The sequence below is a fragment of the Ruegeria sp. CL5 genome (assembly GCF_056536485.1).
This window is the reverse complement of sequence record NZ_JBQFPS010000017.1, coordinates 41,773-64,379: the sequence shown is the minus strand read 5'-3', so window position 1 is coordinate 64,379 and position 22,607 is coordinate 41,773. Positions and strand designations below refer to the sequence as shown.

At 56.0% G+C, this 22,607-nt stretch carries 23 protein-coding genes; 16 read left to right on the top strand and 7 right to left on the bottom strand.

Annotated features, from left to right (window positions below):
• Positions 1–174: 174 nt before the first annotated feature.
• The 7 genes from ACR0IU_RS21040 to ACR0IU_RS21010 all read left to right on the top strand — a co-directional run bounded on the left by ACR0IU_RS21040 (position 175) and on the right by ACR0IU_RS21010 (position 4,166).
• On the top strand, positions 175–540 hold the full coding sequence (locus tag ACR0IU_RS21040) for a VOC family protein (RefSeq protein ID WP_480717636.1): 366 nt from the start codon (positions 175–177) through the stop codon (positions 538–540).
• 121 nt (positions 541–661) lie between these two features.
• The gene (locus ACR0IU_RS21035) at positions 662–1,033 is read left to right on the top strand and encodes a YciI family protein (RefSeq protein WP_170543687.1); all 372 of its coding nucleotides are present in this window, start codon (positions 662–664) and stop codon (positions 1,031–1,033) included.
• A 3-nt stretch (positions 1,034–1,036) separates the two neighbouring features.
• Positions 1,037–2,272 (top strand): RNA polymerase sigma factor, encoded by a 1,236-nt coding sequence (locus ACR0IU_RS21030; protein WP_480717635.1) that lies wholly within the window; start codon positions 1,037–1,039, stop codon positions 2,270–2,272.
• Between the two features lie 68 nt (positions 2,273–2,340).
• A complete protein-coding gene (locus ACR0IU_RS21025; RefSeq protein WP_480717634.1) occupies positions 2,341–2,727 on the top strand; it encodes a VOC family protein in 387 nt (128 codons plus the stop codon).
• Between the two features lie 24 nt (positions 2,728–2,751).
• The gene (locus ACR0IU_RS21020) at positions 2,752–3,150 is read left to right on the top strand and encodes an MAPEG family protein (protein WP_260027234.1); all 399 of its coding nucleotides are present in this window, start codon (positions 2,752–2,754) and stop codon (positions 3,148–3,150) included.
• Complete coding sequence (locus ACR0IU_RS21015; RefSeq protein WP_480717633.1) at positions 3,150–3,494, top strand: TfoX/Sxy family protein; 345 nt, start codon at positions 3,150–3,152, stop codon at positions 3,492–3,494. Before ACR0IU_RS21020 ends, ACR0IU_RS21015 begins: the two co-directional genes overlap by 1 nt.
• A gap of 12 nt (positions 3,495–3,506) precedes the next feature.
• A complete protein-coding gene (locus tag ACR0IU_RS21010) occupies positions 3,507–4,166 on the top strand; it encodes a DUF2461 domain-containing protein (RefSeq protein WP_480717632.1) in 660 nt (219 codons plus the stop codon).
• Between the two features lie 743 nt (positions 4,167–4,909).
• Here ACR0IU_RS21010 and ACR0IU_RS21005 read toward each other — a convergent pair.
• A complete protein-coding gene (locus ACR0IU_RS21005) occupies positions 4,910–5,941 on the bottom strand; it encodes a LacI family DNA-binding transcriptional regulator (protein ID WP_480717631.1) in 1,032 nt (343 codons plus the stop codon).
• Between the two features lie 113 nt (positions 5,942–6,054).
• On the opposite strand from ACR0IU_RS21005, the gene ACR0IU_RS21000 reads away from it, so the two are divergent.
• The 5 genes from ACR0IU_RS21000 to ACR0IU_RS20980 are packed head-to-tail and all read left to right on the top strand — an operon-like array spanning position 6,055 to position 12,020.
• Positions 6,055–7,566, top strand: a complete 1,512-nt coding sequence (locus ACR0IU_RS21000; RefSeq protein ID WP_480717630.1) for a tripartite tricarboxylate transporter permease — start codon at positions 6,055–6,057, stop codon at positions 7,564–7,566.
• Positions 7,563–8,018, top strand: a complete 456-nt coding sequence (locus ACR0IU_RS20995) for a tripartite tricarboxylate transporter TctB family protein (protein ID WP_480454866.1) — start codon at positions 7,563–7,565, stop codon at positions 8,016–8,018. The genes ACR0IU_RS21000 and ACR0IU_RS20995 overlap by 4 nt, the downstream gene beginning before the upstream one ends.
• Before the next feature lie 41 nt (positions 8,019–8,059).
• Positions 8,060–9,019, top strand: coding sequence for a Bug family tripartite tricarboxylate transporter substrate binding protein (locus ACR0IU_RS20990; RefSeq protein ID WP_480717629.1), 960 nt, complete (start codon positions 8,060–8,062; stop codon positions 9,017–9,019).
• A gap of 59 nt (positions 9,020–9,078) precedes the next feature.
• Positions 9,079–10,512, top strand: coding sequence for an acylating sulfoacetaldehyde dehydrogenase (sauS, locus tag ACR0IU_RS20985; protein ID WP_480717628.1), 1,434 nt, complete (start codon positions 9,079–9,081; stop codon positions 10,510–10,512).
• Entirely contained in the window at positions 10,509–12,020 is a 1,512-nt protein-coding gene (locus ACR0IU_RS20980; RefSeq protein WP_480717627.1) for a class I adenylate-forming enzyme family protein, read from the top strand. Before sauS ends, ACR0IU_RS20980 begins: the two co-directional genes overlap by 4 nt.
• 264 nt (positions 12,021–12,284) lie before the next feature.
• On the opposite strand, the gene ACR0IU_RS20975 is transcribed toward ACR0IU_RS20980, so the two are convergent.
• The 4 genes from ACR0IU_RS20975 to ACR0IU_RS20960 are packed head-to-tail and all read right to left on the bottom strand — an operon-like array spanning position 12,285 to position 15,003.
• Positions 12,285–12,665 carry a carboxymuconolactone decarboxylase family protein gene (locus ACR0IU_RS20975; RefSeq protein ID WP_480717626.1) on the bottom strand — a complete coding sequence of 127 codons (381 nt, stop codon included), beginning with the start codon at positions 12,663–12,665 and terminating at the stop codon, positions 12,285–12,287.
• Positions 12,666–12,712: 47 nt separating this feature from the next.
• Positions 12,713–12,991 carry a hypothetical protein gene (locus tag ACR0IU_RS20970; RefSeq protein ID WP_480717625.1) on the bottom strand — a complete coding sequence of 93 codons (279 nt, stop codon included), beginning with the start codon at positions 12,989–12,991 and terminating at the stop codon, positions 12,713–12,715.
• A 30-nt stretch (positions 12,992–13,021) separates the two neighbouring features.
• Positions 13,022–14,119: an aromatic ring-hydroxylating oxygenase subunit alpha gene (locus ACR0IU_RS20965; RefSeq protein ID WP_480717624.1), complete on the bottom strand. Its 1,098-nt coding sequence runs from the start codon at positions 14,117–14,119 to the stop codon at positions 13,022–13,024.
• Positions 14,116–15,003 carry a MurR/RpiR family transcriptional regulator gene (locus ACR0IU_RS20960; protein WP_480653044.1) on the bottom strand — a complete coding sequence of 296 codons (888 nt, stop codon included), beginning with the start codon at positions 15,001–15,003 and terminating at the stop codon, positions 14,116–14,118. The genes ACR0IU_RS20965 and ACR0IU_RS20960 overlap by 4 nt, the downstream gene beginning before the upstream one ends.
• A gap of 66 nt (positions 15,004–15,069) precedes the next feature.
• Between ACR0IU_RS20960 and ACR0IU_RS20955 the strand changes: the two genes are divergently transcribed.
• The 4 genes from ACR0IU_RS20955 to ACR0IU_RS20940 are packed head-to-tail and all read left to right on the top strand — an operon-like array spanning position 15,070 to position 20,494.
• Entirely contained in the window at positions 15,070–17,514 is a 2,445-nt protein-coding gene (locus tag ACR0IU_RS20955) for an FAD-dependent oxidoreductase (protein WP_480717623.1), read from the top strand.
• Positions 17,511–18,113 (top strand): dimethylsulfonioproprionate lyase family protein, encoded by a 603-nt coding sequence (locus ACR0IU_RS20950; protein ID WP_480717622.1) that lies wholly within the window; start codon positions 17,511–17,513, stop codon positions 18,111–18,113. The genes ACR0IU_RS20955 and ACR0IU_RS20950 overlap by 4 nt, the downstream gene beginning before the upstream one ends.
• A complete protein-coding gene (locus tag ACR0IU_RS20945) occupies positions 18,110–19,213 on the top strand; it encodes a mandelate racemase/muconate lactonizing enzyme family protein (RefSeq protein ID WP_480717621.1) in 1,104 nt (367 codons plus the stop codon). The genes ACR0IU_RS20950 and ACR0IU_RS20945 overlap by 4 nt, the downstream gene beginning before the upstream one ends.
• Positions 19,214–19,216: 3 nt before the next feature.
• Positions 19,217–20,494: an aspartate aminotransferase family protein gene (locus ACR0IU_RS20940; RefSeq protein WP_480717620.1), complete on the top strand. Its 1,278-nt coding sequence runs from the start codon at positions 19,217–19,219 to the stop codon at positions 20,492–20,494.
• An 841-nt stretch (positions 20,495–21,335) separates the two neighbouring features.
• Here ACR0IU_RS20940 and ACR0IU_RS20935 read toward each other — a convergent pair.
• Both ACR0IU_RS20935 and ACR0IU_RS20930 read right to left on the bottom strand, forming a co-directional pair.
• Positions 21,336–22,034, bottom strand: coding sequence for an MOSC domain-containing protein (locus tag ACR0IU_RS20935; RefSeq protein WP_480717619.1), 699 nt, complete (start codon positions 22,032–22,034; stop codon positions 21,336–21,338).
• Positions 22,031–22,576: a MarR family winged helix-turn-helix transcriptional regulator gene (locus ACR0IU_RS20930; protein ID WP_480717618.1), complete on the bottom strand. Its 546-nt coding sequence runs from the start codon at positions 22,574–22,576 to the stop codon at positions 22,031–22,033. Before ACR0IU_RS20930 ends, ACR0IU_RS20935 begins: the two co-directional genes overlap by 4 nt.
• Between the last annotated feature and the right edge of the window lie 31 nt (positions 22,577–22,607).

The window sequence follows — 22,607 nt, the reverse complement described above, 5'->3', positions numbered from 1 at the left end:
TAATGACAAGTTTGAACGTGTTTCATCACTTCCTCTGCAGCCAACCATAGTGCGCCTTGATAACGCTGCGACGCGGGACTTTCATTATGGGAAATGTTCGTAATGAGCCGCGCTTATCAAATTCCACATATAGAGTAGTCTTTTCCGATAGCGTATCCGGGTTTGAAATCGAAGATGGAAAAAGTACTGGGCTTTGGCGGGTTTTTCTTCAGGGCAAACGAGCCTGCTATTTTGGCGGCATGGTACCGTGACAATTTGGGCATTAACCTTGTACCAAACGACTATGAATCACCGTGTTGGACGCAGGAAGCAGGCGAGACTGTATTCGCCCCGTTCGAAAAAGTGACAGAGTATTTCGGGAACCAAGAAAAGGCATTTATGCTGAATTTTCGTGTTCGCGACATTGAGAAAATGATCGCGCAGCTTGAGCGCAAGGGTGTTGAAGTCCGCCGTGATCCAGATTCGCCATATCCAAATGGCAAGTTCGCGTGGCTCAATGATCCGGAAGGAAACCCAATTGAGCTATGGGAACCCGCCTAGCATTCGATTTGCGTCCCGGTGTTCCAAGTGGCTATCTTGCGACCTTGCATCTTGGGCCGATTGTCGGATTTGCATGTCCTCGCGCGTCCTTGCACCATGGGACTGATGCATGGAGGCGAAAATGATATACGCAATCACGATTTATGGGGAGCCGGGCGTGTTCGAAGCGCTGCCCAAAGATCGCCAGGAGGAGGTGATGTCGGGACACGGCGCGCTGCAATCGGCATTAACGGACCGGGGCGAGTTTGTGTCGATGAAACTGATGCCGCCAACTTCTGCTGTTATGGTCGAGCCAGCTACGACCGAAGGCGCGGCTCCCCTGATCACCGACGGTCCGTTTGCAGAGACAAAAGAGAATTTCCTTGGGTTCTATGCCGCTGATTTCAAAAACCTTGATGAAGCGTTGGAATACGCAAAGATGATCTCATCCCCTGTCGCACGGCTAGAGGTGCGCCCGGTTGCCTGGGCGGGTGGCGTAATCTCGTCGGAATAGGCCATGTCGGACTGGCTTGAGGCTACAATTACTCTGCACCGACCGCGCGCGCTTGCGGCCCTGACCCGATTGTTCCGGGATATCGACACGGCGGAAGAGGCATTTGCCGAAGCTTGTCTGAAGGCGCTGACGGTCTGGCCCAAAGACGGTGCGCCGCGTGATCCGTTGGCGTGGTTGCTGACGACCGCACGCAACTCGGGCCTTGATCATGTGCGCAAATCACAGCGTCGTGCGGCAATTCTGGCGCGTCACAGTGAGGAATTTCAGTTGATGCCCGCCGAAACACCGGACCCTGACGAAATGCGTGATGATGTATTGCGACTGCTGTTCATTTGCTGCCATCCGGAACTCGACCGGCGGGACCAGATTGCCATTGCCTTGCGCGTGGTTTTGGGGCTGAGCGTAGACGAAATCGCGAGCGGATTTCTGATCAGGCCAAAAACTATGGAACAGCGGATCACCCGTGCAAAAAAGAAGATTGCGAGCAATCCGATTGCCTTCGAAACACCCAGCCCAGCTGAGCGGGGTGCACGCTTGGGTGAAGTTTCCTTGATGGTCTACCTGATGTTCAACGAAGGATGGTCAACCTCAGCGGGTCAAAATCAAATCAAGCTTACCTTGTGTGAAGAGGCTATCCGTTTGGCCCGTCTGCTTGCGGCACTGTTTCCGGCGATGGGGGAACAGGCTGCCTTGCTGGCATTGTTGCTGTTCCAGCACGCTAGGCGTCATGCGCGAATTGATACGGACGGAAAGCTTGTCGCGTTGGACGATCAGGATCGCAGCCTTTGGGATCGCTCGGGCATCGCCGAGGCGACGGGTCTTTTGCAGAAGGCTCAGCGGACTGGTCATCATGGTGTTTACATCGTACAGGCTGCAATCGCCGCAACACATGCCCATGCGGATTCGGTAGATGACACGGACTGGGCGTCGATCGAAAGTCATTACGCTGCTCTCTACGCATTGCAGCCAACACCTGTCATCCGTCTCAATCAGATTGCGGCTCAGGCCAAGCTGCACGGCCCGTATTATGCGTTAAAGGCGATGGAGACTCTGGCGCAGGATTTGTCCACCTATCGCTGGTTCCACGCAATGCGCGGAGGGCTTTTGCAGGAAACCGGCGATCACAACGCGGCGATTGCCGCCTTTGAAACGGTAATGAATCTTGGCCCAACCGCGCCCGAACGTGTTGCGATCACGGAAAAAATAGAGATTTGCCAAAAAAAATTACGCGGCGTGTAGGGATCGCTTGATATCGCACGTCCTTGGATCAGACCCGTATGTGGCGGGCGTAACCAAGGGAGAAGCACATGAGTATTCTTGAGATGACCACTGTCGGAAACTCCGGCTGGATCGGACATTCCGGCCCCGATCAGGGCAAAGCCAAAGCCTTTTATCAAGAGGTGCTGGGCTGGACGATCAATCACATGCCCATGCAGGACGGATCAAGCTATTCAGCCGCCGTTGTTGGCGAAACCGCAATTGGTGGCTTTTCCCCAATGCCAGAGGATAACGGTAGCTGGACGATCTTCTTTACCGTGGCCGACGTGGACGCCAGCGTCGCCAAGGCTGAGGCCAAAGGTGCCGCGATTGTCCAGCCTGCTATGGATATGCCGGGGGTCGGTCGCATGGCCACTCTGACTGACCCGCAAGGGGCACGGTTTGCGCTAATCACATATGAGAGCATGGCGTCCTAAGCGCAATCAAAGAGGAGGCATAACATGGAACAGTTTCCGCAGATCGCGCTGGTCGTCACTGCTATTTTTGTCTTGATGAGTATTCCGATGGCGATCGCCGTTGGTGTGCGTCGCACCAAGACTGGGATTTCTTTGCTTCACGGTGAGGATGAAAACTTGCTGCGGCTGATGCGGGCGCATGGGAACTTCATCGAATACGTGCCGCTTGCATTGCTTGCCCTGGCGGGGGCAGAAATCGCAGGAACCCCATCCTGGCTGGTCGCCGCCTGTGGTGGTGTGCTGCTGCTTGCCCGCGTCGTCCACTATTTCAGCCTCAGCACTTCGGTGAATGGCAAGGGGCGTGCGGTAGGGGCGGCGCTGACGACCTTGGCCATGTTGGTGCTTGCGCTGGCAATCCTCTGGCAGCTTTGGATTTACAGCTGATGACAGTGGATGAAACACTCAACGCCCGCATGCGAGACCCTCTGGCCGCGTATGTGGGCATTTCCGAAAAGCGGATGATGGGCGGCCTGTGCTTCTTTTTGAATGGCAACATGCTTTGTGGTGCGCGCAGACATCAGGATGGCGTGGGTCGGTTCATGTTCAGGGTGGGAAAGGTGAACGAGCCCACGGCATTGCAGGACCCCACAGCCCGCGCTGTGATTCACGGAACCCGCAAGCTGGGCGGTTTTGTTCGCGTTGACGCATCAGATTGCGATGACGCAGCCTTGCTACGGTGGCTACAGCTATGCCTCGAACATGCCGCGGCGTTGCCCAAGAAAGACTGAACGGAGGATCTTATGGCCCAATTCGATTGTTTTGATGCCGAGGCAGTAGGCTTCCTGCAAGAACTGAAGGCCAACAATACCAAGGACTGGTTTGCGGCGAACAAGGCAACGTATGATACCCATATAAAGGCACCCAGCAAGCTGTTCGCCAAAGATATGGAGTTGGCGCTACGCGACTTGACTGGGCAGGATCATAGCAGCAAAATCTTTCGGATTCATCGCGATGTTCGGTTTTCCAAAGACAAGACACCCTATAACGCGCATCTGCACCTTGCGTTCCTACCGACAGGACAGGCGGTTCAGCCGCCAATGTGGCTCTTTGGCCTTTCCCCAGAAAAGCTGTCACTCGGATGTGGGGTGTTGCAGTACGACAAAGGGGCTTTGGACATTTTCCGCGATGCGATGGCGGGTCCTCTAGGCGCAGAGTTAACCCAGATCACATTAGACATGCAAAAACGGGGTTTCAGGATCGGTGACCCAGAGTTGAAGCGCATCCCGCCCGGTTTTGACAAAGACCACCCCCATCAGGAAGCGTTGCGGCGCAAGGGCTTTGCAGTTTGGATGGATACCGAGACCTCAGCCTTTGTTTTGAAGTCGAATCTGACGGAACTAACAGCCGCCGAATTCGCCAAACTGATGCCAGTGTTTCAGCTGCTTTCGCGGATCACGTGACCCGACTTTTGCGAACGGAGCAGATGGCGGGTTCGGCGGGTCGCGATGCAGCAAATTGAAATTCGGTCTACTGTCGGCTTTACCCAACATTTCAGATTTCATGATGCCCGTATCCTTTTGAACAGATCATAAACTGCAGGGAACTGGCTGGTCAGAGGTAGTATAGGGGGTCAGATTTGACTCTTACCATAGTTCAGGAATTTACCGGACAGCGAACAAGTGGGGTAAGTTCGTGAACATGTTCACGAGATAGCGCAGAGACCGGATCAATAAAGGAAATTCCAAAGGGAAAAGAAGCTCTACCGTAGCGACAAGCCCGATCCGATTTCTCCTAGCACTGGAAACTTTATTGGACTCATCACAACGCCTGTAGCGGTCACTGCTCCCGCACTCCTTACAGCGGGGCACGCTTCAATCTCTGTGCACAGCATATGGCCGCTCAAGCGAGGCCGCATCTCAGCACTTCTGGCTGGGCATTGACCGCCTTAGGCCGTTCTCAACAATGCACAGGTTGCGTCTTTGAGTTAATCAAGCGGCGTCTTGGTCGACTGCCTTGCAGCCCTATTGTGAATTCCAATAATTGCACCCACAATTGTAGCATACCCTCGTGCTAGAAGTGATTAGCAGCGCGGGCATCCAAAGAACTTTGTTTTTGATTGGTGCTAAGATCACCCCAGACGCCGCTCCGAAAGGGAGCCGCAACTACTAGCAAATGTCGTTGGGGAAAAGTCTGTTCAAGTTGACTAATACACTGACATCGGGCTTGTCGTTCCTCTAACGACACGCTCCAGCTCGCAGCAGATTTTAAAAGGCTGTGGATCTTCTGAGGTAATGTAGTCAGTGAATCTCTCGCCGGCTAGCTTTCCAATGGCTTCTGCTGGAATGCGAATGGTGGTCAGGCCCGGCTCAACGTCTGCTGATCCTTTAAAGTCTCCGATTCCGATGATTGACAGGTCATCGGGGACCTTCAATCCAAGCCTCTGGGCCGCAAACAATGCTCCCTGAGCGATGACATCATTTCCGCAAAGCAGAGCCGTAGGACGAGAGTGCTTCGTCAAGAGGGTCAGGGCTGCTTGCTTAGCTTGCGACACACTATATGGGGCTTCAGACTCATGTTCACTCGGAACGGAAATACCCATTTCGTTAAGCGCTGCATGCACGGCAGATATCCGATGTTGGGCGCGGTCATTACCATTGGTTTGGGGAAATATCAGCCCAATGTCACGGTGCCCCAAGGCCAGTAGATGTTCCGTCGCAAGACGCCCGGCCAGCCGATTGTCGGCCCCAACACACGGTAGGATGGATTCTTCCGAAAAATTCCATATAGCGAGCGCGGGTATTTTCTGCTGTTCGATCAGTCGGGCGGTGGCGTCGGAATGTTCCAATCCAACCAGCGCCACTCCGTCGACACGATGTTCAAGAAATTTTCGTACCATCGCGTATTCCCGATCGAGGTCATATCCATGCGACGCCAGCAACAGGCTGAATCCGGCATTGTCGATTGAGTCCGAGAAGGCCTGAATCACTTCGGCAAAAATGGCGTGGTTGATCGTGGGGACGACCAGCCCGATGGTGCCGGAACGTTTGCCATGCATCGTCTGCGCCGCACGGTTTCGGATATACCCCAACTTTTGCACCGCCCGATTGATCTTTTTCCGAGTCGCGGGGTTGACCAAATTCGGATGATTGAACGTGCGCGACACTGTTGACGGTGACACTTTTGCGGCCTTTGCAACCGCTACAATGTCCACCTTATCCTTCTGAAAGTTAGACATAATATTCTCTCACTTGATCGAATTTATGAAAACATTTGCAATACTATTTTCATTGCCTACCCTGATTTGTCAACAAAAGTAAAAGTGTGAACCGATGGGTTGGGAGGCCCTGAATGGACTTCATTTATTACTTCGGAGACGTATTCACGCCACTGTCCTTTATGCTGCTTTTGGGCGGCACGATTGGGGGGCTTATCCTGGGCGCGACGCCGGGCTTGTCGCCAACAATGGCAGTCGCACTATTAATCCCTTTTACCTTCCAGCTGGAGGCGGCGCAGGGCCTGATCCTGCTGGGAGCCGCCTACACTTCAACAGTCGCAGGTGGTGCAGTCAGCGCCATCTTGCTCAAGATCCCCGGTGCGCCAGCAAATATCGCAACGACCTTGGACGGGCATACCATGGCCAAACAGGGTCAGGGTGCGCGGGCGCTGCAATTGTCGTTTCTGGCTTCGGCCGTAGGTGGCATTTTTGGCGTGCTTTTACTGATCTTTCTAACCCCGGTGCTGGCGAAATGGGCTTTGGCTTTCGGGCCGTCACATCTGTTCTGGCTGGCTATTTTGGGCGTAACAGTAATCGGGACGCTGGATTCCGCCTCGGTGGTTAAAGGTCTGCTCTCAGGCTGTATCGGGTTGTGGCTGGCCACAATCGGGTTTGATGACATCATGGGCGCGCAGCGCTTCGTCTTTCACCCTGCGTTGGGCGGCGGGATCAATATCATTGCCGCGCTGATTGGCCTGTTCGCGATCCCGCAGGTGCTGACAATGTTCGCAAAGGGTCGCCACAACACCGGTGCCGAAGTCATCGAGGTGCAACGGCATTCTATCCTCGAAGCCTTCCGCGAACTCTTTAGCCGCACACGCGCGTTGAGCATCGGAACGCTGACCGGCTCGATCATCGGCCTGATCCCCGGCGTCGGAGGGCAGATCGCCGGGCTCGTCGCTTATGACCAGACCAAAAAGTTCTCGTCTGAAAAAGACAAGTTCGGCACAGGACATTCCGAAGGCGTAATCGCCGCGGAATCGGCCAATAATGCGATGGTAGGCCCATCTTTGGTGCCGCTGCTGACCCTGTCGATCCCGGGTAGCCCAACCGCTGCCGTTCTACTGGGCGGATTGCTGATCCATGGGATTTTCCCAGGTTCGGATCTGTTTGACAACCATCCCGACGTGGCTTGGACTTTCATTAACTCGATGCTGATCGGGCAGGTCTTGATGTGCATCTTTGGCCTCTATGTCGCCGGTCTCGCAGCGCGTGTAGCCCAAGTCCCGCAATCAGTTATGGCAGCCATCGTTCTGGCACTGTCGGTCTTCGGGGCCTATTCGGTGCAGGGTTCGATGGGCGATGTTTATGTCATGGCCTGTCTTGGTATCGGCATGTTCTTCCTAGAGCGCTTTGGTTTTTCAGCCGCACCACTGGTGTTGGGGTTAATCCTTGGGCCAATCGCCGAAGCCAACTTCATTCAAGGCGGGATGATCGCCGACGCAACTGTCGGCAAGGCTTCGTATTTCCTGACCGGTGGACTGAACCTGTTGCTGATTGCAGTGGTGCTGGCCTCAATCGCTTACTCAGTCTGGATGGAACTGCGCCACCGTCGCTACACCACGAAAGAGGAGGCGCAGGCATGAACCGCTCGCAACACGTATTCGGGTCGGGTCTGGTCTTTGCCGTGGGTCTATGGGTGACCTGGGTCAGCTATACCCAGCAACCGGCTGAGGCATTCCTGTTCCCGCGTCTAATCGCATCAGTTTTCGTGGTTCTGGCCGGATGGACATTTGGCAAAGCAGTAATGGGCTTGTCCAAGGTCGGGAATGGCGTAACACGCACGATGTTCCTGAACATGTTGCCGGGTTTGATCATTACACTGATCTACGTGTTCTGGGCGGCCAAGTCGCTGGGCTTCTACACAGCGACGGCAATCGCATTTTTCGTTCTGCTGTCGATTTATGATCCAGCCCCACATTCCGAAACCAAAACTTGGGTCAAGCGCGGCGTCATCACGGCAGTCTTTTTGGCAGTGATGTACGGGCTCTTCGCCATGCTTCTGAACGTCTACACACCAAAGGAAATTCTGTTCTAACCGCGCAGGGCGCGGAGAACTAAATTAGGGAGGAAACGCAAATGAAACGAATGATTGCAGGGGCCGCATTGGCCTTCATGAGCCTGACAGGAGCCTCAGTAGCAGAGGAATACCCCGAACGGCCGATCATGATGATGGTCAGCTACGGCGCGGGAGGCGCGACCGACTTTCAGGCGCGCATTGTCACCATGACGTCCGGAAACGAGGACGCGCTGGGAATGCCCATTGCCATTATCAACAAACCCGGAGCAGGTGGCCGTGTGGGCTGGAACTGGTTTGCCACCCAGGCTGATCCGGATGGCTACACTCTGGCAGCCTACAACGTTCCCCATTTTATCGCTCAGTCGATCAAAGGTGGGGTGGAATACTCGACCGACAGCTTTGAACCCATCGCGAACTGGGGCGCTGATCCGGCTGTATTTGTCGTTGGCGCGGACAGTGAGTTTAACTCGATGGAGGATGTTGTCGCCTTTGCCAAGGAAAACCCAGGCAAGCTGACCGTTTCCGGCGCGGGCCTATTTGTGGGTCACCACATTGCAGCCTTGCAGATCGACAAAGCAGCGGGAACCAAGATGGCCTACATCCCGACCAAAGGCGGTGGGGCTGCAGCCATGAAAGCCGTGATCGCAGGTGAAGTGTTGGGCGGTATCAACAACCTGTCGGATGCGTTCCGCGCGCAGGAAGCGGGCAACGTCAAAATTCTGGGTGTTGCTGACCTCGAGCGTAACGCATTCCTGCCCGACGTGCCGACGATGATGGAACAGGGATTGGACGTCGACAACTCGTCGGTCAATTTCCGAGGCGTGATGGTGCCCAAAGGCACGCCACCCGAGGTTATCGAGAAACTCTCAGCAACAGTGCCCGAGATGTTTGCCAATTCCCGCGTTGCCAAAAAGATGGAGGCCGGCGGTTCACCTATGCACATCATGACACGTGACGAAGTGATCGAGATGTGGGCGCAGCGTCAGCAGACACTGAACGAGTTGCTGGCCGGCCTCTAATCCGGACGGACGCAGCGGGGCGGAGCTGTTCCGCCCCGAACAACATATCGAGGACCAAAATGAACGCTCAGGACGGGATTTCGCCGGAAATAGCCGAAGTAGATCGTATCGTAGATCGTATCGTTGCTCAGGCGCGCAAGGCACAGAGGGATTTCGAAGCTGGTGGAAGTCAGTTGCTTTACGACAAAGCGGCACTTGCTGCGGGATGGGCCATCATGGAACCAACGCGCAATCGAACGCTGGCGGAAACTGCGGTTGAAACCACCGGTCTGGGCAACGTGCCGGACAAGATCACCAAGAACCATCGGAAGACACTCGGCCTGCTGCGCGATATTGCCGACGTGAAAACCCACGGCGTCATCAGTGACGACCCGAAATCAGGTATTACCGAAATTGCGCGCCCAATCGGCGTGATCGGCGCGGTTGTACCCTCGACCAACCCTGCCGCAACGCCCGCGAACAACATCATCAATGCGCTCAAAGGCGGTAATTCTATCGTGGTGGCTCCGTCGCCCAAAGGCGTGGCGTCCTGCGAAATGTTGGTTGACTACATCCATTCCGAATTCGACAAGCTGGGGCTGGATCGCAATTTGGTTCAGATGATCCCCGCGCCCGGATCCAAGGCCAAGACACAACGGTTGATGGAAACTGTTGATCGCGTGATTTGCACTGGCAGCCAGAACAATGTCCACCGCGCGCAGTCCTGTGGCACGCCGGCTGTGGCCGTTGGCGCAGGCAATGTGACCGTGATTGTGGACGAGACCGCTGATTTGCAGGCAGCGGCAGCCAAAATCACGGCTTCAAAATGTTTCGACAACGCGACGTCTTGTTCTTCTGAGAACGCGCTGGTCGTAGTGGACGCAGTCTATGACGCGTTCGTGGCCGCAATGGCTGCCGAGGGCGGCGCTTTGGTGCCGTCCTCTGAGGCAAGTGATATCGTGGCGCGACTTTGGCCCGATGGCCATCTCAACCGATCGGCTATAGCGCAGGACGCCGACAAAATGCTCGAAGCCTTGGGGATGGCGGGCAAAGTACCTGAGTGGACTAGATATCTGGCGGTGGAGACTGACGGAATCGGCCCGGATCATCCTTTGTCAGGCGAAAAGCTCAGTCGGGTTCTGGCTCTCTATCGTGCTAAAGATTTTGAGGCGGCCAAGGCCATTGCGTCGCGCATTTTGGCACATCAGGGGGCCGGGCATTCGGTTGGTATACATACTGGCGACGACAAGCGTGCGATTGGACTGGGGCATGATTTGCCGACCTGTCGGGTCATCGTAAATCAGCCGCACACCTTTGCCACTGGCGGCAGTTTCACCAATGGAATGCCTTTTTCCCTTTCGATGGGCTGCGGTAGCTGGGGTGGCAATTCCATCGACACCAACCTGCATTGGCGGCATTTCGTGCAGACTACCAAGATCGTTCGGGAAACATCCCCGCGTGAACCCGAGCTGGAAGAGATCTTCGGTGACTACTGGTCGGAGACCGGACAATGATGGATCCGCCCAAGGGAACTGTTCGCGACTGGTTAGACTACAGGGCAAGCCAGGGAGGAACCGGTTTTGTTTTCCCGGATGGAGCACCGGAGCTGAGTTGGAGTGAGTTGCGCGAAACGGCCCACCGCATCGCAGTTATGTTAACCGGCATGGGTGTGGAGAAAGGAGAAAGCGTCGCGATCCTGTACCCTAACTGCCGTGAAGCGCTAGAGATCCTTTTCGGCGTCCTGTATGGCGGGTTCCGGGCGACGATGATTAACCTTGTCGCTGGTAACAGCGCCGTGGCCTATGCGCTGGAACACAGCGGCGCGCGTTATGGCTTCGTCCATCCCGGACAGATGGATTTGTTCGCGCGCACGGCCAATCCTGATGAGGTCACCGCGCTGCGGGTTGAAGATGCCCAGAGTTCCGATGGCAACTTGCATGACATCTCATCCGGCGACCACGCGCTTTTGATGTACACATCCGGCACGACCGGGCGTCCAAAGGGCGTGGTCCACACGCATTCCAGCCTGCTCGCCGGAGGCTGGACAACCACCGTGGCGCATGATTTGACCGAAGCCGACCGTGGGTTCTGCGTTCTGCCGATCTATCACATCAACGGTCTTTGTGTGACGGTCATGGGAACACTGGTCTCGGGCGGATCGCTGGCCATGTGCGATCGGTTTTCGGCCAGTCGGTTCTGGGGCAATATTGGAAAGTCCCAAGCGACATGGTTCTCTGTGGTTCCAACCATCATTTCCCACCTGCTGCACTCGGATACCTGCCCGGACACCCAAACACGCCAGAATGTGCGTTTCGGTCGTTCTGCGTCGTCAGCATTGGCCCCGGATGTGCAGCGCGCCTTTGAGGACCGCTTCAAAATCCCCATCGTGGAAACTATGGGTCTCACCGAAACAGCAGCGCAAATTCTATCCAACCCATTGCCTCCAGCCGTTCGCAAGATCGGCTCTCCCGGCATCCCATACGGGAACGAGGCGGCAATCGTTGATGCCGACCTGCGACCTGTTCCACACGGATCAGAAGGCGAACTGGTTATTCGCGGACCAAATGTAATGCTGGAGTACCTCAACGACCAAGACGCAACCAGGGGCACGTTTACGTCTGACGGATGGTTGCGAACCGGTGATCTTGCCCGCATGGATAAGGATGGTTACGTTTTTGTGACTGGCCGGCTTAAGGAGCTGATCATCAAGGGTGGCGAAAACATTGCACCGCGCGAGATTGACGAAGCACTTTATTCGCATCCCGATGTTGTTGAAGCCGCCGCATTTGCGCGTCCCTGCAAAAGCTATGGCGAAACCGTCGAGGCAGCGGTCAAAATTCGTGAAGGGTCCCAGGTGACGTCGCTGGGCCTTTCGAAACTTTGTGAAGCTCAATTGGGTCGTTTTAAGTCCCCCGACGAAGTTCATATCTTGCCGGAACTTCCAAAAGGGCCGTCGGGAAAGATTCAAAGAAACAGAATACTCGAGATCGTTGGCGAGAAGGCCAACGACTTGAAGAAATAAACATCTGTGATGCTGTGTGTTTGAATAGGCGCTGAAAAGTGTCGATACAGTACTGCTCCCCGGTGTCGACATAAAGCCCATTGCGGCAAATGCTGCGGTCGCCCTAGATGACAGCAATGATTCGTATTGCGGACCGGGTGAATATTGAAGGCGGCCTGAGTTGATTACCCCTACCAATGCGTCAGCTTCGTAGCGGTTTTTTTGGTATAGTCACTGTTCCATGCCTAAGGTTCTACAGATTTACACATCTAACTCGTGCGCGTCCTAACCCATCTCAAGTACTTTACGCGCAATGCGGAAGCACTCCAACGCCTGCGGTACGCCACAATAAACCCCGATCACATGAATGATCGCGCGGATCTCGTCTTTGGTGACGCCATTGTTGATGGCCCCGCGGCAGTGGATTTCCCATTCATGCATCTTGCCCAAAGCACCAATCATCGACAGGTTCATCATTGATCGGGTCTTGGCGTCGATTACCTCATCGCCCCAACCAAACCCCCAGCACCACGCGGTCATGGCTTCCTGAAACGGGCGGGTAAGATCGTCTGCGGCGGCCAGATTCTTTTCCACATATTCCGCGCCCAGCGTGGATTTACGCTGTTCCAATCCTTTGAGAAACAGATCTTCGTCGAATGCGCTCATCCCTTACTCCCATAACTTGATTGCTTCATTTTTCGTCTACACATATTTTAAAGCGCTTCGCGCCCCTTCTCGCGGCCATAACCGGAATTGTCATATCCGCCAACGGGCGCCTCAATCCTATCTGCGTAACATTTATCGACCAACACCTGACCCGCGCATTTGGTCACGCTAACTGCTTCGGCCTTAACGGCGCGGTCCACTTCACCTGTGTCGGCCAGCGCTTGTTCAGTGGGGTTCTGGTCGATTCCAGTGTTGATCACTTTGATCGCCCCCGCATCGTCGTCATAAGGGCCGACAGCGTAGTTTTGCCAATAGCTCTTGATCATCAATTATTTCGCATGTTCGCGCATCGCGCTTTAATCATAAGGGCCATCCACAGCCGCGCGCATCCAGCGGTGCAGTGCGGCGATTGAGTGCTCAGAACTGACACCACAGGCCGGATCCAACACCAGCGGGCCGGGACGATAGCCGCGCGATTTAAGCCCGCGCTGCACACTTTCCACTAGCCGGATATCCTCTTCAACCGTGGTTTCGCGATCTTGCAGCGCAAGCCCGCAGATCACGTCACTTTCCGCGCCTTCCGGCGTGAACCAGCCGCGCCAGACCGTGCAGGTCTCGGGTCCATCAGCGCGCCAGTGATAGGTGTTCAGGATGTTGCCAGGATAGCATTGGAATGAGAACATGGGCCATAGGAACCAGCTCTGATAATCCCCTGCATGGGGCACCGACATGTCCACGGGATAGGTCATCTTTTCCATTGGCTGACATTCGGTCGTATGGCGCAGAACATATCCGCCGTCCGCATCCGGTTGGATGTCATAGGTTTCCGGCTTAATGACACCCTCGGCGAAGGTCGCATGGTTAATGGGACAGTGGTAGCACTCTGAGTAATTCTCGACCGAGACCTTCCAGTTGCAGTTCTCAGGCACCTCGACCCATTCCAGAGGGGCAAGCCTGACGACATTGGGAACGAATTCGGCGATCTCTTTACGGACACCGGGGAACCAATCGTCCATCGGCGCCGCATCGTCATCGAGGTTGACGAAAAGAAAGCCATGGAAATCTTCGGTCCGGACTTCGGTCAGGCAGATCTCAGAGCGGTCAAAGCCCGGAACGGATTTGATGTTTGGACCCGCGCGCAAATGTCCAGTCAGTTCGTAGGTCCAGGCGTGATAGGGGCAGACCACCACACGAGTGTTACCAGTCCCGGTGACCATTTCGTGGGCACGGTGTTGGCAGACGTTATAGAAGGTGCGGATCACCTCGTCCCGGCCACGGATCGAGAACAGGCTTTGGCCCGCAATTTCAAAAGTGAAATAGTCACCGACATTGGGAAGCTGGCTGACATGGCCCGCGAATTGCCATGTCCGGGCAAGCAGGCCGGACATTTCTTGCGCATAAATATCGGGATCGGTGTAATAACGCGCGGCCAAAGACCTGATGGGTTCGGTCATGTCTTCTCCTCGTGATACAGTCCCAGCTGGTGGCGACGGTTGTGGAATTTCTCGACCCGTTCGACGATCTCGTCGCTGGCAACGGCGATGACGAATGACAAAAGCGTCTCGAGCAGCGCGATGATGCTGACCGAGGACGGGAAGAATTGCGGTGTATCGACCGATACCACGAAGTCATGATCGGCCAGACGCAGGATCGGGCTGGCGGGACTGTCGGACAGAGCGACGATGATCATGCCCTGTTCGCGCGCTATCTCGACGGCTTTGACCACCTCAGACCGGTAGGGTTTGCAGGTGATCGCGATCAGCACGTCACTTTCATCTGCCCACGCCAGATCATCTACAGGGGTCGAGCCCGGACGCGGGATGGCGTGAAACTCCTTCATACCGGTCGAGGCCAGATAGGTGAAATTGCGCGCGATCGAGTTGTTGACGCCCACGCCAAGGGTAAACACATTGCGCGAGGCCCAGATCGCCTCGGCCGCCGTCTTCAGGTCGTCGGTCAAGATACCCGCAAAGGTCTCTTCGACGTTGCGCAGCACGTCCTGCACTATGTCGGCATACAGCCCGCCCAGATCGTCCGATTTGCGAATGTCCTGAAGCCAGCGCGCGCGGTCCGGGAAGTCGGCGGCGCCGCGTCGGATGGCATCGCGGAAGGGCGCGCGGAAATCTTCGTAGCCTTCGAACCCGACCTGACGGGCCATGCGCACGACGGTGTTGGGTTTGACATTCGCAGCCTCTGCGATTTCGCGCACCGTCGACACCCCCACATCACGGGGGTTTTCCAAGACATAGGTTGCTGCCTTGCGTGCCTCGGGCGTCAGCTCGGAAAGCTCATCGGCCAGACGCTCGAGAATCGTATTTGATACATTTGTCCCATTCATGATTGACGATGGTATTTTTGTTTGCTTAGCCTGTCGAGAGGAAAACGACTCGAAAAGGATGTTGTCGTGGCAAGTGAGTTTCCATCCCACGCACGCGTGGTCATCGTCGGCGGAGGCATCATGGGCGTCGGGCTGGCCTATCATCTTGGGCATGAAGGCTGGGGTGAGGAAACGGTGTTGCTTGAAAAGGCGGAGCTGACCTCGGGCAGCACATGGCACGCCGCCGGACAGATCACACATTCGACCTCGTCCTTTGGGTTGGGGAAGTGCGTGGACTACAATATCGGCCTCTATTCCGGTGGATTGGAAGCGGAAACAGGCCAGCCGGTGACATGGCACGGCTGCGGGTCGTTTCGCCTAGCCTATACGGAAGACGAAATGGACTGGTTGCGCCATACGCTATCGGTGGGTCGTTCGCTGGGTTTCAACATCGAACTGGTTGGGCCGGAAAAGGTGGCCGAGTTGCACCCGTTCTATAACCTCAGTGGTGTTCTGGGCGCACTTCACACGCCGGATGACGGTCACGTGGACCCGACGAATGTCACGATGGCGATGGCCGCCGGGGCCCGTCAAAAGGGCGTGCGGATCATCCGCCAATGCCGGGCCACCAACATCACGCAAGCTGACAATGGCGAATGGGTGGTTGAGACCGGGAAGGGCACATTCACCTGCGAGCATGTCGTCAATGCCGGCGGCACCTATGCGCGGCAGATGGGCGAATGGTCGGGGCTGCAATTGCCCATGACCTCGATGACGCACCATTACTTCGTGACCGACGAGGTGCCCGAATTCCAGGGTCTCGACGCAGAACTGCCCGTCATTCGCGACGACAAGAAAGTTTCGGGCTATATCCGGATGGAGCAAAAGAAGGGCCTGATCGGTATTTACGAGAAAGAAAACCCGAACTCGGTCTGGCACGATGAATGCCCATGGCATTACGAGAATTGGCTGTTTGACGCGGATTATGACCGTGTCATGCCGTATTTGGAAGAAAGCCTGAACCGGATGCCGATCTTTGCCGATCTGGGCATTCAACGCGTGGTGCACGGCGCGATCAGCCATCCCCCAGACGGCAACCCGCTGATCGGCCCGGCACCCGGTGTGCGCAATTACTGGTGCTGCTGCGGCACTCAGATCGGCATTGGATGGGGGCCCGGCCTGACCCGCGAGCTGGCGCGCTGGATGGTGCATGGGGCAGCTGACATCTCGATGCGCGAATTCGACCCGCGCCGGTTTGGCAGTTATGCCAAGAAGGACTGGCAGGTAGTGAAGGCCGAAGAGGATTACTGTCTGCGCCACGAAATCCCCTTCCCACATTTCAATCGTCTGGCCGGACGCCCGATCAAGCCGTCCCCTTTGCACGATCTGCTGAAAAGCAAAGGTGCCGTGCATGAAGAGGTCTATGGCTTTGAACGCCCACGCTTTTTCGCCAAGGGGATCGAACAGTGCGACCACTATTCCTTCAACCGTTCCCCCGTCGACGATATGGTCGCGGCCGAGGTGAAAGCGGTGCGCACCGGCGTTGGTATCATGGATGTGACCGCCTTCGCAAAGGTGCTGGTCGAAGGGCCGGATGCATACGCATTGCTGGACCGGCTGACCGCCAACCGAATGCCGCAGAAGATCGGCTCGATCACCCTGACCCACATGCTGAACCGCGCTGGCCGGATCGAGCTGGAAACGACGATTGTGCGGATGGCTGAAGACAGCTTCTATCTGGTCTGCGCCGCTTTCTTCGAACAACGCCTGCTGGACCACTTGAACTGTCAACGTGCGGAGGAAGATGTGACGATAACGGCACTGTCGTCCGAGTGGAGTGCCCTGTCCCTGAACGGTCCCAAGTCGCGTGACGTATTGGCCGCCTGCACTGACGCCGACTTGTCCAACGCCGGGTTCCGCTGGCTGTCTGCGCGGGAAATCACGGTTGCAGGTCACAATATCTGGGCATTCCGTATGTCTTACGCGGGCGAGCTCGGTTGGGAATTCCACATGCCCAATGACGCCAGCCTTGATGTCTATACTACGCTGTGGGCTGCGGGTGAGATACACGGCATTGCCGATTGCGGCAGCTTCGCGATGAATGCGATGCGTATGGAGAAGGGCTTCAAGGGCGCTGGCGAATTGACCAACGAGGTCACACTGGCCGAGGCCGACGTGCTGCGCTTTGCCCAGACGGACAAGGAATTTCTGGGCCGGGACAAGACGCTGAACACAGACTTGCCGTGGGTCTGCGCCTATCTGGAAATCGAGCCCGACGGTAATGCGGACGGCCACGGCGGTGAGGCGGTGGTTTTGAACGGGCAGGTGGTCGGATCCACAGCGTCCGTGGCCTTTGGCCCAACAGTCGGGAAGATTTTGGCCTTTGCCTATGTCAAACCTCACGCCGCTACTCCCGGCACGGCGCTTGAAGTGGTGATCCACGGCATCCGCCGCGCAGCCCGCGTGCTGGGCGATCCCGCCTACGATCCCAAATCCGAAAAGCCCAGAACCGACGCAAGGGAGATCGCGTGACACAAGCACAGGTCTGGACGCACGCAGCAGCCGAGCTTGTCCGCTGCTTTCGTACCCACCCCTCTCTTGCGGAGTTCAGTTCATTTCCGACTGATCTTGTGCCACAAAAGGTCACGGCGCGGGCCTTGCCTCCGCTTGATTTGCTGGCAACTGACCAAGCGTTGCGGTCTGGGACAGTCTCGACCTTGCGTGACGCTGTGCTTGCGCTTGCCTGCGATGCGCACTGGCTCGAGCATTATCGAAATAGCGGGATAGGCGATCATTTCATGGATCGGTTTGGCTGCTTCTGTCTGGTCGGCGATCAGGGCGGCTTTGCATCAGACCAACTCCGTGTCTGGCTGGTTTATATGCCGCCACATCTGCACTATCCGTGGCATCATCACCCCGCGGAAGAGCTTTATCTAGTGCTTGCCGGGCAGGCAGAGTTCCTTCGCGCCGGACAAGCTAGGCGCTGGCTGAGCTCTGGCGACACTGCGTTCCACGCCTCTAACCAGCCTCACGCGATGACGACGGGCGCAGACTCGGTTCTATGTCTGGTATTCTGGCGCAATCAGTTCGAGTCCGGGCCGCAACTGACTGATGGAAATGACATATCATGAAAATCTCTCGCATTTCGTTGTGGTCTGTCGATCTGACCAGCCATGAGACCTACTACATGGCCGAGGGCAAGACCTGCGACACGGTCAAAAGCCATGTCCTGTGTCTGGAGACCGATAACGGAAAGAAAGGCTGGGGCGAGGTCTGCCCCATCCCGCATTACCTGCCCGCCTTCGCCAATGGTGTCCCCGGTGCGATCGAGGAAATGGCACCCGAAATCCTCGGAGTCGAACCGTTCGGCATTGATGCCCCAATGCGCAAACTGGATGCGTTCCTGCAAGGACATTTCTATGCGAAATCTATCGTCGACATGGCGTTGTGGGATCTGTTCGGCAGAGCGAGCGGGCAGCCCCTTTACGCGCTGCTTGGTGGCCGCACCCAAGCTGACATGCCGCTCTATCACTCGATCACCTGCATCGCGCCCGACGACATGGCGCGGATCGCGCGTCATGCTTATGCGACGGGTATCCGACAGATTCAGGTCAAGCTTGGGGCCGACGCCGACTGGCAAGCAGATGCCGAACGGTTGGCCAAGGTACGCGAGGCCGTGGGCGACGGCCCACTGGTCTATGGCGACTGGAACTGCGGGGCGACAAAACTTCAGGCCACGCGGACGGGACGCGCTGTGGCACATCTGGATGTTATGCTGGAGCAGCCCTGCAAAACGCTGGAAGATTGTGCAGCTGTCAGACAGGCAACTGGCCTGCCTATGAAAATCGACGAAAATGCCTATGATCAGGCGTCGCTCATGCACGCGCATGAACTGGGCGTGCTGGACGCAGTCGCCTTGAAACTGTCGAAATTCGGCGGGCTGTCCGCGATGCGCCGCGCGCGTGATCTGACTGTTCATCTGGGGGCCGAGATCTGCGCGGAATGCACTTGGGGATCAGACATAGTCACCGCCGCATCGCTGCATTTCGCCGCCTCGACACCGCGAGATGCCCTACTGAACACCTGCGATCTGTCGTCCTATGTAGGGCCACGCATTGCGCCGGATTGTCCGTCCCGCAAGGATGGGCGTATTGCACCACCAGAAGGCCCCGGGCTTGGGGTGAGGCCCGATCCGGACATCCTTGGTACCCCAATTCTTGAACTGGACTGACCTATGCATAAACTGACCTCTCAAGCCGATTGGATCGCCCGTGCCCGCACCGTGTTGCCTGCCGGAGGCTTCGGCAATTTCGATCCCGGCATAGTCATCGCGCGCGGTGAAGGCAGCCGTGTCTGGGACGAGGATGGGAACGAATATATCGACTATCTGATCGGCTCTGGCCCGATGCTTCTGGGGCATGGCCATCCTGAAGTCATAGAGGCCGTTCTTGAGCAACTCCCCAAGGGCATGACCTTCTTTGCTAACAATGCCAAGGGCATCGAACTGGCCGAGGCGATTGTTGAGGCGGTGCCGTGCTGCGAACAGGTCCGGTTTGTGGCCTCGGGTGGCGAGGCCGACATGTACGCCATCCGTCTTGCCCGCGCCTATACCGGCCGCGACAAGGTCCTGAAGTTTGAAGGCGGATACCACGGGATGAGCGCCGAAGCACAGATGAGCCTTGCGCCCGAAGTCCGCATCAACTTCCCCCAAGCTATTCCCGACAGCGCGGGCATCCCGCAAGGGGTCGCTGATCAGATGCTGATCGCCCCGTTTAACGATCTGACCGCGGTCGAGGCGCTGCTGGCCGAAAACAAGGACGTTGCCGCGATTATCGTAGAGCCCCTGCAGCGGATAATTCCCGCCTTGCCCGGCTATTTGCAAGGGCTGCGCGACCTGTGTGACAAATACAGTGTCCTCTTGATCTTTGACGAAATCGTCACGGGATTCCGGCTGGCCTATGGCGGCGCACAGGAACGCTATGGAGTGACTCCAGACATCTGCACCTTGGGCAAGATCATCGGCGGCGGTTTTCCTCTCGCTGCCATTGGGGCCAATACCGAGATCATGCAGCATTTCGACAAATCTATTGTCGGCGCGAACAAATGGCTAATGCAGCTTGGCACACTGTCAGGCAATCCGATCGCTGCCGCAGCCGGCCTTAAGACGATGGACATCCTACGCCGCGAGGGCAGCTATGACCGCCTGCGCGCCATCGGAAAAGAGCTGCAAGACATGCAAAGTGAGGAGTTGAGCAAGGCTGATATTCCCCATCTAATCTGTGGTGATGAGACCTTGTTTGACATTTTTTTTACAGCCAGTGTTTGCAGAGACTATCGGACCGCCAAGCATGACGACCCAAAGCGTAACGAAGCCTATAATGCGACGCTGCGACACCACGGCATCTTCAAGTCGCCCGGTAAGCTTTATCCGTCACTGGCGATATCCGAGATGGACCTTGAGCTGACAAAAAGAGCGGTCTATGCGGCGGTGCGATCCATTAACGCCAAGTAGCATTATCTTTGATAGACCTTTTTTGAACGGTGATCAGATGTAGCGGCCCAACAGCTGATTGGCTATTCTGTCCGCGGACTGTGAGTTCGAACTACACCAGATTTTGCGGCTGCAGCGAATAGCATGTGTGAATGGCTCCTGCATAGCAAGATGTTTTGATCTGAATTGTGCACCAATCAGAAGCAGTCATGTGTCCGACCTGTTTGCGCGGTTTTGACCGCTGGCCCTGATGAGTTCCGCAAACCAAGTTCCTGTCAGCAATGCAAGCTATTATGCCCGCGCCATTTGGCGGGGAGTCCAGGTTTTGGCGGCTGACTTATGCACCATCATCTCGCAGGTCTTAGCAGGAACAGGTAGCTTCGCTGTCTAACCTGCAAATCACTCCTGATTTTCCGAAGAGGAAGTCAGAGCAAATGAAACTGTCTGCGGGAGTATGAAATGGGAGAATTGGGTCAGTTTCTGACGCAAACGTCAAATTCAACTGATTTCCAACATCGGGGGTGCCTTCCAACGTCGAACGTTCACTGCTTTATGTCCCAACTGTGACGGTTGGGTCAGGTTCGTGTGACGTTCAACAATCTGTGGAACGTCGCAAACCTTTGACTCAACCGGCAGCTAAAACCTCAGCAAATGAGTGAATCCCATCATTCAATTTTGACCCAAACGTCAAGCATTTCTGGCCCAAGGCGATTAATGGCATTTCATCGATGCTGAAGTTGATGTCTCATTTCTTGCCTGCTCCACCCAGCGACTGACAAACGCGGATTTCACCATCAAGGAGTTGAGAAGTTTGCTAAGTTCGAGGAAACTACGTCACGACTGAACGCCCGCGTTAGGTGTCTTAGCCGGTGTCTCCAAGCCTTGCCGATGTATCCTCCTTGGCATTGCCATCAGCCATTCGGCTAAAAGCTTGTCGCCAACCTTCAGCAAGTTCTTCCATCTGAGACAAAACCTCGGCATCTTCCGGCAGGATGCGACGAGTCAGCCGTGCGCGTGTAACAGCCAATACAGACCAATTGGGATTTGGCCTTTCAGCCAAGGTGATCCGATCACCGGCGCCGACTTCGCCAGGTTCGAGCACGCGGTAATACCATCCGGTCCGGCCCGTCTTCTGGAACTGGTAAGGCATTTCCTTTCGCCCCGTATGGAGCCCAAGTTTCCAGCACGGCTGCCGCCCCTGGCTAATTTGAACTACCGCCGTCCCGAGTAACAGGATGTCGCCGATGCAGAGGTTTTCCTCGTTCAGTCCCGTGGTAGAAATGTTCTCGCCAAACGCCGCGGGCATCGTGCCGGGTGCCACTAGGTCCTCTGCTTGCCAAGCCGAATAGTGACCAAAATCATAATGATGGATGGCTTTGTCTTTGCCGCCATGCACGGTCAGGTCCGCCTGAGCGTCCCCGGAAAATCCAAGCGAGGTAATGGCTTGCCGCCCGTCCACCCGGTCTTTCTGAATGGCAGATGGCGGCTTTCCTTCCCAGCGATCTCTGATGGCTCCAAAGAAGAGGCCGTCGATGATTGCCGACAGTTCTGGACGGTTCATTTAGCTTCCTCGTGCTCAATGCAAATCTTGTCTTTTTCGCCGGGCTCCAATGCAACACTCAACAACTTGCAAAAACCGTTTTCCGTCGTGGCATCATGGTGAGAGCAGGATTTACATTGGCCGAATGATCGACCTCCATTTGCGGCTAAAGCCAGACTGAGGCTTTGCATCAACCCCTGCTCAAGCAAGGCTTGGTTTTCTAAGGGCATATACCCAATCGCCTGAGCAACAGGGTTTGGCTGCCGTGCGATCTCGCCCCCTTCTGCGGTGAGTTCGTAGGAAATCGACCGCTGATCATGTTCCTTGCGATGCTCTTCTACATAGCCTTTGCGCGCCAAAGCTTTGAGCGTCTGTGACATCGTTCCACGGGTTGTTCCGATGTATTCTGCGACATGCGACGGCGAGCGCGAGAACATGTTCGCCTCAGCGAGGTACTCGAGCGCCATCCTCTGAGTTGGGTTCAAATCCCCCGTCCATCCTTCGGAAGCATCAATCCGTGCCAGACGGTTGATCAGTGTGCGTATGCGGTGATCTGTGTTCATAACGCTTTTAGTAGCGACTCGAAATTATAGT

What these genes read in the sequence shown, in the direction of transcription:
- ACR0IU_RS21040 (WP_480717636.1), top strand. Translation starts at nt 175, where the DNA reads ATGGAAAAAGTACTGGGCTTTGGCGGGTTTTTCTTCAGGGCAAACGAG.
- ACR0IU_RS21035 (WP_170543687.1), top strand. Translation starts at nt 662, where the DNA reads ATGATATACGCAATCACGATTTATGGGGAGCCGGGCGTGTTCGAAGCG.
- ACR0IU_RS21030 (WP_480717635.1), top strand. Translation starts at nt 1,037, where the DNA reads ATGTCGGACTGGCTTGAGGCTACAATTACTCTGCACCGACCGCGCGCG.
- ACR0IU_RS21025 (WP_480717634.1), top strand. Translation starts at nt 2,341, where the DNA reads ATGAGTATTCTTGAGATGACCACTGTCGGAAACTCCGGCTGGATCGGA.
- ACR0IU_RS21020 (WP_260027234.1), top strand. Translation starts at nt 2,752, where the DNA reads ATGGAACAGTTTCCGCAGATCGCGCTGGTCGTCACTGCTATTTTTGTC.
- ACR0IU_RS21015 (WP_480717633.1), top strand. Translation starts at nt 3,150, where the DNA reads ATGACAGTGGATGAAACACTCAACGCCCGCATGCGAGACCCTCTGGCC.
- ACR0IU_RS21010 (WP_480717632.1), top strand. Translation starts at nt 3,507, where the DNA reads ATGGCCCAATTCGATTGTTTTGATGCCGAGGCAGTAGGCTTCCTGCAA.
- ACR0IU_RS21005 (WP_480717631.1), bottom strand. Translation starts at nt 5,941, where the DNA reads ATGTCTAACTTTCAGAAGGATAAGGTGGACATTGTAGCGGTTGCAAAG.
- ACR0IU_RS21000 (WP_480717630.1), top strand. Translation starts at nt 6,055, where the DNA reads ATGGACTTCATTTATTACTTCGGAGACGTATTCACGCCACTGTCCTTT.
- ACR0IU_RS20995 (WP_480454866.1), top strand. Translation starts at nt 7,563, where the DNA reads ATGAACCGCTCGCAACACGTATTCGGGTCGGGTCTGGTCTTTGCCGTG.
- ACR0IU_RS20990 (WP_480717629.1), top strand. Translation starts at nt 8,060, where the DNA reads ATGAAACGAATGATTGCAGGGGCCGCATTGGCCTTCATGAGCCTGACA.
- sauS (WP_480717628.1), top strand. Translation starts at nt 9,079, where the DNA reads ATGAACGCTCAGGACGGGATTTCGCCGGAAATAGCCGAAGTAGATCGT.
- ACR0IU_RS20980 (WP_480717627.1), top strand. Translation starts at nt 10,509, where the DNA reads ATGATGGATCCGCCCAAGGGAACTGTTCGCGACTGGTTAGACTACAGG.
- ACR0IU_RS20975 (WP_480717626.1), bottom strand. Translation starts at nt 12,665, where the DNA reads ATGAGCGCATTCGACGAAGATCTGTTTCTCAAAGGATTGGAACAGCGT.
- ACR0IU_RS20970 (WP_480717625.1), bottom strand. Translation starts at nt 12,991, where the DNA reads ATGATCAAGAGCTATTGGCAAAACTACGCTGTCGGCCCTTATGACGAC.
- ACR0IU_RS20965 (WP_480717624.1), bottom strand. Translation starts at nt 14,119, where the DNA reads ATGACCGAACCCATCAGGTCTTTGGCCGCGCGTTATTACACCGATCCC.
- ACR0IU_RS20960 (WP_480653044.1), bottom strand. Translation starts at nt 15,003, where the DNA reads ATGAATGGGACAAATGTATCAAATACGATTCTCGAGCGTCTGGCCGAT.
- ACR0IU_RS20945 (WP_480717621.1), top strand. Translation starts at nt 18,110, where the DNA reads ATGAAAATCTCTCGCATTTCGTTGTGGTCTGTCGATCTGACCAGCCAT.
- ACR0IU_RS20940 (WP_480717620.1), top strand. Translation starts at nt 19,217, where the DNA reads ATGCATAAACTGACCTCTCAAGCCGATTGGATCGCCCGTGCCCGCACC.
- ACR0IU_RS20935 (WP_480717619.1), bottom strand. Translation starts at nt 22,034, where the DNA reads ATGAACCGTCCAGAACTGTCGGCAATCATCGACGGCCTCTTCTTTGGA.
- ACR0IU_RS20930 (WP_480717618.1), bottom strand. Translation starts at nt 22,576, where the DNA reads ATGAACACAGATCACCGCATACGCACACTGATCAACCGTCTGGCACGG.